This window comes from Xanthomonas euroxanthea, from assembly GCF_903989455.1.
GTDB lineage: Bacteria > Pseudomonadota > Gammaproteobacteria > Xanthomonadales > Xanthomonadaceae > Xanthomonas > Xanthomonas euroxanthea.
In genome coordinates this window covers 2,217,770-2,232,403 of the sequence record NZ_LR861803.1, presented here as the reverse complement: position 1 = coordinate 2,232,403, position 14,634 = coordinate 2,217,770, and the positions used below count along the sequence as shown (strand labels likewise).

The 14,634-nt window shown below is 62.9% G+C and carries 1 protein-coding gene; it reads right to left on the bottom strand.

Annotated elements, in window-relative coordinates; genetic code table 11:
- Position 1: 1 nt before the first annotated feature.
- The gene (locus tag H7A86_RS09525; protein ID WP_119132074.1) at positions 2 to 14,581 is read right to left on the bottom strand and encodes a hemagglutinin repeat-containing protein; all 14,580 of its coding nucleotides are present in this window, start codon (positions 14,579 to 14,581) and stop codon (positions 2 to 4) included.
- Between the last annotated feature and the right edge of the window lie 53 nt (positions 14,582 to 14,634).

Here is a 14,634-nt window from a genome sequence, read left to right as displayed (position 1 = left end):
ATTAAGGCCTAATCAATAAAGGACCATCAGGGCCAATAACTGTCAATTCCTTTAAACCCAACTGACGAACCATAGTACGTATCCCACCGTTTTGTCCGCAAGCCTTACATGGCTGCCTATCCACATACATAGTCAAACTCTTACCACTAAAATCTCCACCACTGTTTTTTAGTTGATTCAAAACATCGATTTCCGCATGACTTTTCGATATGTTGTTTACTCCAAAAGTAGGCTGGCCATGCGCATTTATACCATAAACTTCCTTGCCATCCACATTAATCTTTGCAATAGTTGATCTATCCGCGGCCGTACCAGATTCGGGCAAACCCAATTCAGTCCTGAATTTTTCCAGGTCTGAAAAAACGTCACCAATTTCATCAATGACCTGATCAGACGAAATTATTGATCCATTTGGCGACTGAACAACCACTTCACCATCAGAATTCAATAACCGCCTATAGCCTTGCGGCAAGCCGCCTGTTTCATTTGCCATTGCTCCAGCCGAATTGATCCGGCTATATCCCTTAGGTATTTCCGCGCTAGCAGCAGGCTTTAATTGGTTAATATATTCAATTACATCATCAGCCTTAAACGCCGTACCTACTTCCGTTGCAGCCTTTGCAGCGACACCACCCTTCCCTGCATAGAGCTCTGGAACAACGAGCGAGAGAACGTCAACGCTGACCTTGCCACCAATTGCACCCGCCTTGGCTATGTCATAGATATCCCAAGAGCCGCGCGTGTTCGTGTAGGCCGCAAATGCAAGATCCTCTGCATAGCCGCTGATACCAGTTTTTATTGCATTTAACGCGCCCTTTGCGTCGTTAAAGTTCTTCTCGGCAGTAGCTGCGTAACCATTCCCCCACAGGTAGGCTAGTTGATCAATCGATTTTCCGACCTGGCCTGCAGGACTCATACCTTTGGCCAGCTCTGCCACACCGGTAACCATTTCCCAAACCCGGCCGGTAGCACCGACCGTACCTGCTCCCATGCCCAGCGCCGCGCGCAGCGCAGAATCGGCGGTTGCAATTGATAGCGGGATGCTACCGTTCCATGCTGCCGAAGCCAGCGCTTGGTTGCTGCAATCACCTGCCATCGCACACGCAAGCTTGTGGCCAAGATCTGCAGTCGTCACATGGGTGACGAAGTCCTTGGTCAGCGTTCCGTCCTTGCCGGAGTTAAACAGGCCAACCAACTCAGGCACATGACCCGCAAGCCAAGCGGTGTATTCCCCAGCGTGATCGAGCTGATCTTGCATGGCTGCGGCGGCAAGCTGTTTTTGCTCCGCGCATCCGCCGCTGGCTGGATCGCTACACGCACCGCGCAACGCGAGATTGCGTTCTTCCGACAGCGCCTTCAGTTGCTCGGCGCGCTCACACTGGGTGCCAGACTTGGAACAAGCGATCAGGGCCGTGGCATATTCCATCCGCTCTTGATGGCCGAGGTAGTTGTTGGACACCTCATTCAAGGCTGCGGCACCGCCTGCAGCACCACCGGCCGCAGCGCCTAGCGCGCTCGCTGACAACCCTGTCAACGTGGCAGCCACCGCTTTATTGATTCCGGCTTTCTCCAACGCTTCTGCCAGGTACGGTGCCGCCACGGTGCCTGCCGCTGCGCCTAGCGCTCCTTCTGTGCCACCTGTCAGACCACCCACAACCGCATGTGACAGCACACGCAACGTGCCGCCATTGCCCCAATCCTTCATCAACTGATCAGCTTCAGCCCGCTTGCTGTCGTCACCGGTTGCATCTGCTTCCGCATAGAGCTCGGCCGCCTTGTCAACTTTTCCCTGTGCGTAATCGCCAACAAACTTCGTTGCCTGCTGCCCTGCGGTGGCGGTGATCTGCGCTTGCGCGGCAACTTGGTCACGCAGTGCCTGACCATCCCATTGCTTGGTCAAGCCACCTGCGTCATCGCCGCTGATCACACCGCGCTTAAGACCCGCCAATGCATCTGCAGCGGTCTTACCAGACTTGGCGAGTTGCCAAGCCTCGTCGGTGATGAGCAAGCTGCCACCACTGATCCCGCTGGTGGTGGTCGATGTCGCATCGCCACTCTTGCTCCCGATGCCAGCCGCTGTACCGGTGCTTCCAGTCTGGAAGTTCTGCCACGACCAGTTTGCGCCGTTGTTGACTGTCGGCTGGACCTGGTCGGTTTCTCCTTGCTGCTTCTTGTCGCCTGTTCCCTTGCTATATCCGCCCGACAGACTGAACCCTTTGGCGTCGTAACTGCTAGTGTTTTCAATATCGCTATAGGTCAGCGTGCCGGTCTGCAGGCGGTTGACGCCGGCATCCACCGCCGCCTGGGTGCTGGCGATCGCGCCGCCCTTGAGGTCGGTGTTACCACCGACACGGATATTGAAGCCGCCATCGCCGGCCTGGATACCGCTCTGTTCGGTCACGCTGGCAAAGTCGCCACTGACCTTGTTACTGCTATAGCTGGCGCTGGCACTGAACCCTGCGCCAAAGGTCACACTCGCGCCAACACTCTTGTCCTTGCTGTCGTACGTGCTGGTGTCCTGCAGGCTCTCGATGCTCAGATTGCCACCGACATCGGCGATCACCTTGTCCGCCGACAGCTGCGCGCCCTTGAGCGTGGTGTCATTGCCACTAATGACCGTGGCCGTGTTGCCCGCAGCCAGATGACTATTGCTGTAGGTCACGTCTTCGCCATTGGCTTTGCCGCGCGATCCAGCTGCACTGATCATCACGCCAAATGCGGCACCATCCGGGCCGTAAGTGATACCGACACCCAGCGACGCGCTGCTGCTCTTACTGGTACTTTTTTGCTCGGCGGTGTTCTTCGCTGTTTCGATGAGCACATCGTGATCGGCTGCCAGCAGAAGATCATTTCCCGCCTTGATGTCGCTCCCACGAATCAACAAATTACTTTGGTCGCCACCGCCGGTGGCAATCAGGTTGACGTCACCACCTGCCTGTAGCTTGGAGCCTTGTGCGAGACTGGCCGTCTGCGTGCTCTTGCTCTCGCTCTTGCTGCCGCCAATGCTGATGGCAATGCTCAGATTGGCCCCCTGAGCTGCGCCGGCGGCGCTGCCACTGCTCAACGCGCTGCCAGCTTGGCCCAGCGCCTGTCCTGCCCCATATGCACTATAGGCCGCCGATCCGAGCGCAAGTGCTTCCATGCGACTGTCGCCCTTGACCTCCTTGCTGGCCTTGTAGCTGTCATTTGCCGCCTGCGCCAGGCTGATCGCAGCCGAGCTCAGGGTCAGCGACAAACCGCCTTGGCTAAACTTGCTGCGCTGTTCCGCATCACTGTCGTTGTAGACCTCCGTGATCGCGATGTCCTTGCCGGTCGCGGTCAGGTCGCCCTGCAACGCCATGACATCGCTGCCCGTAATCGCCAACTTGTTGCCGGCCACCAGGGTGACGTCACCCTCAAGGCTGCCGACCGTCGTTCCGGTATGCGTGATCTGGTCGATGTCGGCGCCAGTGGTGACCTTTTGCTTACCGAGCGTCACCCCAATACCGCCACTTCCGAACAGACCGGACTTGGTGGTGACTTTGTCATGCTCTTCGCTATGCGTGTTCTGAGCAGTTTCCAAGGTCAGGTTGTTGCCTGCTGCAAGCGTGACGTCGCCAGTGCCAACGATTTGGGTGCCCTTCGACAGCAAATCGTTACCCGCCGCAATCTGCACCGTGTCACCACTGAGCGTGGTGGTGACTGCTACGCTGTCGTGCCACTCATCGTGCGTGGTCGTGGTCTTGCTGGAGAACGTGCCCTTCTTCTTCTTGGTCATGTCCTGCACGGCATCGTGCTGCTCGCTGGCGGCGAGCAGGTTGACGTCGTTGCCGGCGGCCAAGCTGATAGCGCCGTTCTTGCTTGCAGCGGTGGCGGCGGTCAGGGTGATGTCGTTGCCGGCCTGCATGGCCAGGTTGCCGCCAGCACTGAACTCGGTGCCATGGACGGTTTCGTCGCTGGTCGCGGTGGTCTGCTTGAAGCGCTTGCGCGTCTCCAGCGTGTTGCTGGTGTCCACCGTGGTCAGCGTGCTGGCATTGATGTCGTTGCCGGCGCTGATGCCAAGACCCTTGCCGGCGTCCAGCTTGGCCGCGACCAGATTGACGTCGTTGCCGGCGCTGAGGATCAGGTTGCCGCCCGCAGTGAGCGCCTGCTGGTCGATGCTCTGGGTGGTCGTGGTGGTGGTGACGCGGGTCTTGCCGTTGCGGCTCTTGTAGCTGTTGATTTCGGTTTCGTTGAGCACCGATTCGACATTGAGGTTGTTGCCGGCTGCGGCGATCAGATCGCCGCCGGCCTTGACGTCGGCCTGGCGGATGGTCAGATCGTTGCCGGCGGTCAATTGCAGGCTGTCGCCGGTGCTGATGTTGGTGCGGGTGGCGACCTTGCCGTCCAGGCCGGTGGTCGGGGTCAACGAGAGGTTATTGCCCGCCTGCAGTGCAGCGCTGCCGCCGGCGTTGATGGTCACGCCATGTAGCTGCAGGTCGTTGCCTGCAGAGACGATCAAGTCCTTGCCGGTGTTGATCGACACGGCATCGCCACCGCGCAGCAGGCCGTTGTCGTCGCGCAACGCGCTTGGGGTAAGGCTGAGGTTGCTGCCTGCGATCAACGCCGCACTGCCATCAGCCTGCACGCGGGTACCGGTCAGCGTCATGTCGTTGCCGGCGAATAGTTGCATGGTGTTGCTGGCGCTGATGCCGGACAGAATGCCAACGCCGTTGATGGCCTTGGATGCTTCGCTGACCAGGTTGTTGCCTGCCACCAGCGCCACATCGCGTCCCTGGATCTGGCCCTGGTTGAGCAGGTCGTTGCGCGCTTCCAGGGCCACGCTGCCGGTGCCGCTGATGCGGCCCTGGTTGAGCAGATTGCTTGCGGTGATGCTGACGTCGGCGCCTGCGATGACGCCCTGGTTGCTCATGGAATTGGTGGCGTTGAGCTCGACGTTGCCGCCGGCGATCAAGGCGCCATTGCCACGCAGCTGCAGCGAGTTGGAGGCCAGATACACCACCGGCACCAGCACCTTCTGGCCTTGGTAGTCCTGCTCCACCATCCAGACGATGTCCTGCGTCAGCGCGGCCGCCTGCGCGGCGGTGAGGCCCACGCCCATGCTCAGCTGCAGCTGACCTGCGGCGGCCACGCCGGATTCGAGCAAGGCGCGGTACTGCGCCACGCCATCGGCGTAATTGCCCAGATAGCGGCGGCCGGTGAGCTGGGTGACCTGGTCCAGCACCAGGCGCTGCTCATAGAAGCCATCGCCCAGGCGGGTCTGGGTCCACTCCGGGTCAACACCCAGCTTGTCCAGCAGCAAGTCGCTGCTGATGAAGTTGTCGTAGTTGACGAAGCGCGGGTCGGTCTCGATCAGGTAACGGCGGCCCGGGCCATTGCTGCGCCAGGCGTTGATGCCGCCCAGCCCGTTGGCGGCACGGCCCATTGCGATGAGATCGGTACCGGTGCCGCTGGATAGGCGATACAGCCCGCCGATGGGCAGATCGATCTGCGTCAGCGAGGTTTGCCCGCTACCCACAATGTTGGTCACCGGAATGGTGGCCGGATCGACTCGGGTACGGCTGTCGATCGCGCCGGCCGTGACGCCGGTACCGGCAGCGGTGGTCTGCACGTCTGCCTGATCGACGCTGCTGCGCACAAGTCCACTGTCGTTGGACGCGATAGGTGCGACCGACATCTTGACGATGCCACCCGATGTGGCCAGCGTTGCGTCCTGCGTGTTGGCGCCCACTTGTGCACCGGTGCTACCGACGGTGCCTGTGGCAACACGAACACTGTTCGCGCCGCCATTGGCACGGCCAACCACTGCTTGGCCGCCTACTCCACCGGCGCTTTGCGTGGCGCGACCGGTCAAGCCACCTTGTGCACCAACGCCATTGAGTGAGGCGCCGCTGATGCTGCGACCATCGCTGCCGACGGCGCCGTTGCTGATATTGGCACCGTTGATACTGACGCCTTGGCCGCCGGTCATGCTTGCGCCCAGGGCGATATAGCTCGTGTTGATCGTGGAAGAAGAAACGGTCTTTGATTCAGCATCATATGTACAGATAGGACGCCGATTCCCTTGGTTCAGCGCACAGTCGTCAATGACCGCTGTTACTGCATACTCGTAGTCTCTCTGTACGACTTGCCTATTCAAGGCAAGCGATTCGTTGAAGATCGACTCACCACCAACGAAAAGCCCATCACTCAATCCACCCACACCACGTTGATTTATTTGCAGCGCACCAGCCGCCGCAATCGACGAAGTGTTATTGGTGACGCTTCCGGAAATCGCTATATTTCCTCCAGCCGCGATTCGTCCCTCCGTACTTGCAGCGATGAGACGCTCTTGTTGCTCGACCGAATAGGAACGATAAACACCAGGATTTTTTCCGACGTAAGGAATACGAATGAAGTAAGACTGCCTTGGATAGACAATTCCGCGTGACTCAATAAGCTCCTCGGGCATCGTTGCATTCGCAGCTGCCTTTTCTTGCTCGGTCAATGCACCCAATGCAGTAGTCAAAACCCGCCGCCGATTATTCAGCTGGGTGGCCGCAATCAAGATGCTTCCATCCGCCTCGATGCTGCCCGACAGGTTATTCACCACACCCGTACGCGACACCAGCGTGCCGCCGCCATCCTGCGCGCCGCCGATGGCGATGTTGCCCAGGCTGAAGATGCGCGCGTCGCGATTGAGCAGCTGGTCGCGCACGATCAGGCTCATGTTGCCGGTGGAGCCGAGCAAGGCTGAGCCGTAGGCAGCGTTATCGATGGCACCACCGAAGTCGGCGCCATTGACCAGGGTGCCGGTGTTCACCGAGACGTTGCCGCCGACGATGCTGCCGGTGTTGTTGATGCTGTTGGCCACCAGCGACAGTGCGCCATTGCCGGAGATACTGCCGGCATTGTCGATGCTGCTGCCGTTGAGGCGAGTGTCGTTGGACAGGATGCTGGCGCCAGCGCGGTTGGTGATGCTGCCAGCCGTAATGTCCAGGGTGCGCGCAGCCTTAAGCGTGGACTCGTTGACCAGGCTCCCACCAACGCGCAGGTTGAAATTGCCGTTACTGGTCAGGTCCGCGCCGGCGCGATGGGTGTAGTCGCTGCGCAAGGTCAGATCTAGCAGGTTCTGCGCCAGGATGCTGCCGCCACCGTCGAAACCGACGGTATCGATCACCACATCGCCGGACCCACCGGTGATGCTGCCGGCGCCGATCTTGCCGCCCGCATTGTTCAAGTTCTGCAGGGCCAAGCGAACCGATTGCTCGGCCTTGATGGTGCCGTTCTGATTGTCGAGCGTTGCGCCTGCGCGCTGCAGCAGGAAACTGCCGCCGGCATACACATTGCCGCCCTGGTTGTTCAAGCCATTGCTGTTGGCGATCAGGTCGCCGCCGGCGACCAGCTGGCCGCTGTTGTTGGCGATGTTGGCAGCGTCGATGACCACGCTGCCGCGTCCACCGAGATTGCCGCCGCTGTTGGTCAACGCACCGCCGGTGGTGATGCGCGTCAGTCCGCCACCGTTGTTGACAATGCTGCCCTGCGTATTGTCGATCAGCCCACCGGAGGCGGTCAGCGTGTTGCCGGCATCGAGCTGGCCGCCGCTGTTGAGCAACGCGCCGGCGACGGCAACGTTGAGATCGCGGCCCGCGCTGAGCTTGCCGCCCTGGTGATTGTCCAGCTGGCCGCGTGCGTTGATGCTGAGGTCGCGTGCGGCTTGCAGACTGCCGCCGCTGCTGCTGATGTTTTCCGCGGTGATCACTGCGTCGGTGCCGGCACCGATCGTGCCGTTGCCGTTGTCCAGGCCGCGATTGAGTTCCACGCGCAAGCTGCCGCCCGCACCCGCGTTGGCGACTGCCTGCACAATGCCGCCGGCATTGCTGAGGCTGTCGGCGCGCAAGGTCAGCGCGCCACCGCTGGCCTGCAGCAGACCATTGCGATTGTCGGCCGCGCCGGTGCTCTGCACGTTCAATCCACGTGCAGAGACCGAGCCACTCACGTTATTGAGGCCGGCAACGGTCAACACCGCATCGCCTGCTGCGGCAATGGCACCGCCCTGGTTGTTCAACGTACCGCTGGCGCCCAGGTTTAGCTGGCCCTGGGTCAGGATGCGCCCGCTTCCGTTGCCCAGCGCACCGCGGCTGGTGACAGACAGGACGCCGGAGCCGGCGTGTTCGATCCGCCCCTGCGCATTCTCCAGGCTTGCCGCGGTAATGCTCAGATCCTGCGCATTGCTGGCCAGCGTGCCGCCGGTGTTGTCGATCGCACCACCGATGCTGACGCGGGTTAGACCATTGCCGCTTTGCACCAATCGCCCGCCGACATTGCTCAGGCTGGCGCCGTCGATGCTCAGCTGGTTGGACTGCATCTGGCCGGCGACGCCGTTGAGACGCCCGTTGTCGATGCTGCCGCCAGCCTGCACGGTGAGCGTGCCGCCGGCGAGCAAATCACCGCCACGATGATCGAGGTTACCGCCGGTGGTCAGGGCAACATTGCCGGTGGCACGTGTGCTGGCACCCGCCAGTTGCAGCTGACTGCCCTGTGCGGTGAGGTTGCCGCCGGCAAGCAATTTGCCGGCGGCGCTGAGCTGGCGATCGGCGATCAGGCTAAGCGTGCGTCCGCTGCCGAGGCTACCATCCGCGTTGATACCGGCGCCCGCTGTGCCGGCGATACTGATCTCACCCGCACGCAGGCTCAAGTCGCCCGAAGCGGTGGTCTGCCCGGCGTTCTCGATGCGTGCGCCCTGCAGACCCACTGTCGTACCGCTGACGGTGCCCTGTTGACGCAGCACTGCATCACTGGTCAACGTCACTTGTTGAGCGCCAACCTGGCCGGCCACGCTCAAGTCGCCCTTCGAACGCAAGTCGAGCGTGCTGCCCGCACTCAAGGTGCCGCTCTGTGCCAGCGCGCCATCGGCTTGCGCCGAGAAGCCGCCGGCCGATGCGAGGCTGCCGCCAAGCTCCAGGTTGCCACGGCTGATCAAGGCGACATCGCCGTGCTCGCTGCCCAGCTGGCCGCTGCTGCTGACTTGCGCCGCTTCCACGCGCAAGCCATTGCCGCCAATCAGGTCACCGCGATTGTCCACCGCTCCGGTGGCGGTGACACCCAGGCGCTGCAATCCGTAGGCCTGACCGGTCTGGCGCAGCGCCCCGACGCCCAAGGCGAGTTGATTGCCGGCGCGCACGGCGCCAGCATTGTCGAGCACGCCGCCGATGGTGAAGGTAGCGTCGCCCTGCGCGAGCAGCACGCCGCTGGCGGCATTGCTTGCGCCGGCTGCGGTGACGTCCAGGCTCTGACCAGCGACGACTTGCGCCGCATTGGTCAACGCGCCGCCTGCACTCAGAACCACATTGCGATCGGCTTGCGCCACACCGTCAACCGCCAGGTCGCCGGTGCTGCGTAGATTCAAATCAGTGGCTGCATCGAGTGCGCCACGGCTGTCGATCGCGGCACCATCGAGGCTGATCGCGCCACCGCTCTGCAGCACTGCAGCCTGCCCGGTTGCAAGATGCGCGCCACGCAACGTGGCATTGCCTGCAGACACGGCCTGTCCGTTGAAGGTAAGTGTGCGTTGTGCCTGCAGATCCAGTTGCGTTGCCGACTGCAGCGTGCCTGCGGCGGTGAGATCGCGACCGGACTGTAGCGCGATCGATTGCGCCTTCAGCGAGCCGGCCTGCTGCAGATCACCCACCGCAGTTGCCTGCAGTGTGGTCGCTGCGGCGACAACGCCTTGCAGCGTCATGTCGCCTAGGCTGATCAAGCTGACGTTGGCAGTTTCGCTACCGAGCTGGCCGCTGCCGCGCAAGCTGCCTGCCTCCACCTGCAGCGTCTCTTTGGCAATGAGGTTGCCGCGGTTGTCCAGCGTGCCAGTGACCTTTGCAGTCAGTGCCTTGCCTGCAATCGCAGTGCCGACCTGGTCCATGCTGGCGGCGGTGATGCGCAGATCGCCGCCGCTCTGCAGGCTGCCGGCATTCTGCAACGCGCCAGTGGTCAGCGTGACGCTGCCATCGGCAGCCAATACGCCAGCGGCCGCGTTATCGATGTTGCCGGCCTGCACCGACAGATCACGACCTGCAATCACCTGGCTCGCATTACTCAAGGTGTCGGTTGCGCTCAACACAACATCGCGATTGGCTTGCACCACGCCTGCGAGCGCAAGCGCTCCCGTGCTGCGCAGACGCAGGTCTGTGCCGGCATCGAGCGTGCCACGGCTGTCGATTGCCGCACCGTCCAGGCTGATCGCGCCGACGCTTTTCAGCACGGCGTTGCGGCCGGTGGCGATGCTGTTGCCGCGTAGGTTGGCGTCACTGCCCGCCTGCGCCTGACCGTTCAACGTCAAGCTGCGCTGCGCCTGCAGATCCAACACAGACGCGGACTGCAAGGTTCCACCGGCAGTGAGATCGCGGCCGGCCTGCAATATCACGGCCTGCGCGTTTAGCGAGCCGGCCTGCAGCAAATCGGTGCCAGCGGTGGCTTGCAGCGTGGTCGCCGCAGCCACCACACCGTGCAGATCGATCGCGTTCTGGCTGGTCAGCATCAGTGCGCCGTTGACCGAGCCGAGTTGCCCGCTGCTGACGATGCTGTCGGCAGCGATGGTCAGGTCCTTGCCGGACACCAGCTGGCCAGCGTTCTCGAATGCGCCTGTCGAAGCGATCGACACAGCGTCGCCGCTATAGACACGTCCGCGCTGAAGCAAGGTTCCGGTGTTCAGTGCAAGGCCACGCTCGCCATGCAGGCTGCCATTGTTTTCCAGCACGCCAGCGACATCGACGCGCAGATCGCGTAGTGCACCCAGGGTTGCCGTTGCAGCGTTGTTGGCACTGGCAGCCTGCACGTGCAGATCACGTGCTGCGACGACCTGAGCGCCATTGTTCAACGCGACCGCAGCGGTCAGCGCAACATCGCGCCCGCCCTGGACCACCCCGGCCAGCGCCAGATCACCAGCGCTGTGCACGTTCAAATCGGTCGCCGCATCGAGCGAACCGCGACTATCGATGGAGCCGCCATCCAGGGTGATGGCGGCTCCACTCTGCAGCACTGCTGCAGCGCCTGTCAGAACCGTTGCGCCGGTGACGGTTGCCTCACCCGTACTCGATGCTTGTCCATTCAGGGCGAGCGTGCGCTGCGCCTGCAGATCCAACGTGGATGCCGATTGCAGAGTGCCATTTGCAGTGAGGTCGCGCCCCGCCTGCAATGCGATCGACTGTGCCTTAAGCGAACCGGCCTGCTGCAAATCGCCGCCAGCAGTCGCACGCAAAGCAGTTGCCGCTGCAACCACACCCTCGAGTTGCAGCGCGTCTCGGCTGTTCAACGTGACATCGGCCCGCTCGCTACCCAACTGCCCACTGCTACGCAGCGCGGCCGCATCGACCTGCAACGCATCCTTGGCGATCAAATTGCCACGATTGGCCAGCGTGCCTGCGATGGCGGCGCGCAACGCCTTGCCTGCAGACGCGCTTCCGCCCTGGTCCATATTTGCTGCGCTGACCTGCAGATCGCCACCGGCCTGCACGCGGCCAGCGTTGTTCAGCAGTGCCGTAGTGGTCAGGCCGATGTTGCCCTCGCCCGCCAACACACCGCTCGTGGTGTTGTCGAGGCTACCTGCCTGCAACGACAGATTGCGGCCTGCAAACACCTGCGCTGCGTTGTTGAGCGCGCCGGTGGCATTCAAAACAACGTCGCGCCCGCCTTGTGCCACACCCGCCAGCGTCAGATCACCTTGGCTGCGGATGTGCAGATCGCTGCCCGCGTCCAGCTTGCCGCTGCTGTCCACGGCTGCGCTGTCCAGCGCGATCACTCCCGTGCTCTGCAACACCGCATCCTGGCTGGTTGCCAGTGTGGCGGCGCGCATCGAAGCATCACCGCCGGCCTGGCCCTGGGCAGCAAATGTCAGGGCACGTTGTGCCTGCAGATCCAGCGCGGACGCCGATTGCAGGTTGCCAGCAGCGGTGAGATCACGCCCGGCGCTCAATGCCAGCGATTGAGCCCTCAACGACCCTGCCTGCTGCAGATCGCCAGCGGCGCTGGCCTGCAGCGTGGTCGCAGCGGCAACCACGCCTTGCAGCGCGATATCGCCCTGGCTGACCAAGCGAACGCCTGCCGCTTCGCTGCCCAGTTGACCGCTGCTGCGCACGCTGCCGGCATCGATCTGTAGCGCGTTCCTGGCAACCACAGTGCCAGCGCTGTCGAATGACCCGCCCACCATTACCGAAAGCGTGTTGCCCGAGCTGGCGCTACCGCTTTGCGTGAACGCGCCTGCGGTCAGCTGCAGATCGTTCGCTGCATACAGGCTGCCGGCATTGTCCAATGTGCCAACCGTGCGCACGCGCGCATCGGTATCTGAGGAAAATGCGGCGCCCAGCGCGTTGCGCAATGAGGCTGCGCTTACATCCAGTGCACCGGCGGCGATCACCTTCGCGCGGTTCTCCAGTGCCGCGCCCGCCTGCAATGTGGCTAAGCCGGCGCTCTGCAGGGTGCCGCCCAACGAGAGATCGGCAGCACTGGCGATACGCAGATCGCCACCTGCATCGATGACCCCAGTATGCTCGACCGCGGCGCCGCGCAATTGCAACGCGCCATCGCCGCGGAGCTGACCACGCTGACGCAGCGCGCCGTTCGCCTGCAAATCGATCGTACCTGTCGAACCCACCGTGGCATCGCTGACGAGCTCACCGCCTGCGGCGATCACCAACCCACCGGCGGTGGTCTGCAGGGTGCCGGAGAGTGCGGTATCGCCGCCGCTACGAAGATTCACGCTGCTGGCGTTGACGATGCCCGAGACCTGCGCGTCCGCTGCGGCGTCCAGGCCCAGGGTGGTACCTGCCACGGTGTTGCCGCTCAGCGCCAGACCGCCGCGGCTGCGCAGCAACGTCTCCCCACGCTGGCTGCCGATATCGCCACGACTGTCCAGCTGGGCCGCGTCGATGGTCAGCGCATTGCCAGCAACGAACGTGCCGCTATTGACCAGGCCACCGGCAACCGCCGCCTGCGCATCGCGTGCGGCCGCCAGACTGCCTGTCGTGGTGGCAGTCGCTGCCTGGAGACGCAGATCGCGGCCGGCGTAGCCGCTACCGGCATTGTTCAACGCACCTGCACTGCGCAACTCCAAATCGCCACCCGCAGACACTGCGCCGCGCTGTGCGATGTCGATACTCGCCGCATCGAGCACAACTGCATCCGCTGCAATCAGCTGACCCTGCAGTTCCAGCCGACCGCCGGCTTGCACATCGGCACCCTGCCCGGCCTGCGCCAATCCACCCAGGCGCACGTCGCCGCTGCTGTTCACGCGCAAGGCGGTGGCCGCGTCCAGGGTGCCCAGTGCATCGATCGCATCTGCATTCAGCCCGATCGCGCCGCTCTGCAGCGTGCCGGTCAGGCCGATCTGCCCCGCGCGCAGAGTTGCAGCAGTTGCCGCATAGGCCACACCGTTGCTACGCAACACACCATCGGCGCCCAGATCCAACGCACCAGTCGTATGCAGGCTGCCATCGGCATTCAATTCCGAACCGAACAGACGGATGGCCCCGGCACTGCTGCGGCCGCTGTGGCTGAAGGTGCCACTGGCTTGTGCATCCAGGGTACCGGCGGCGACTAGATCGCCTGCCAGGGTCATGCGCGCGCCGCGCAGACGCACATCGCCTTGCTGCGAGCCGAGCACGCCGCGCTGGTCGAGGTCACCGGCGGCACGCACATCCATTCCATCGCGCGCCACCGTGGTGCCGCTCAGGCTCACCTGGCCCGCGCTGTCGATCTGCAGATCGCCACTCTGCGCCGCCAGGGTGCCGCGACTCACCACACCGACGCCGGCGTCGGTCGCGATCAGGCGGATACGGTCAGCATACATGCCGCCCAGCTGCGCCACGTCGATACCGATCGACGGTGCGGCGCCATCGGTGCCCGGCATCACGTCCAGCAGCATGCCGTCATAGTTGACCCGCCCTGCACCCGCGGCGGCGACCAGTTCCCTGGTCCAGATCGAGCCCTCCACGCTGAGCTGGCGCGACAGCAGGTCCAGGCGATCCACGTTAGACGCATCCAGACCGTTGCTGCCAATGCTCAGCGCACCGCCGGTGATGCTGAAGCCGTTCAACGCACCATCGCTGCCCAGGTTGGGCATGCCGGTGGTCAAGGTCACGCGCGAGGTGTTGAGAAATCCACAGCCGTCGCAGGAAATGCCGTTGGGGTTGGCGATCACCAACTGCGCCTTGGCACCGGCGATTTCGGTATAGCCCTGCAGGCGGCTGCTGGCCGAGGTGACTTCGTTGAGGATCAGCGAGGCGGCACCGCTGCGTTGCAGATTGTCGTTGCCGGCGACATAGCCGCCCAGCTCGGTCTTGGAGATCTGCGCGCTGTTGTTGAGGATCAACCCGTTCGGGCCGACGTTGAAATTGCTGTAGCGGTTATGCGAGATGCCGCGCGCATTGGGCGCGACGATGTCCACCACCGGCACGCCATTGGCGGCGACCTGTTGACCGGGTGTCTGCCCGCCGGGATTTGGCGTTGGCGCCACCTGTGCCCACGCCGGAAACGATGTCCAGGTGACCGTGCAGCACAGCAGCAACGCAAGCGCGCGCTTGCTTTGTTCGGCCAGGTAAGCACGTACGCTCATCGCTTCGGTGTCCATCGCTTCTCTCTCGCCACTGGTCGGCGTCATCAATCAACAGCGCGCTGCCGGCT

Excerpts from the sequence above, each read along its gene's own strand:
- H7A86_RS09525 (WP_119132074.1), bottom strand. The coding sequence starts at position 14,581 with ATGGACACCGAAGCGATGAGCGTACGTGCTTACCTGGCCGAACAAAGC.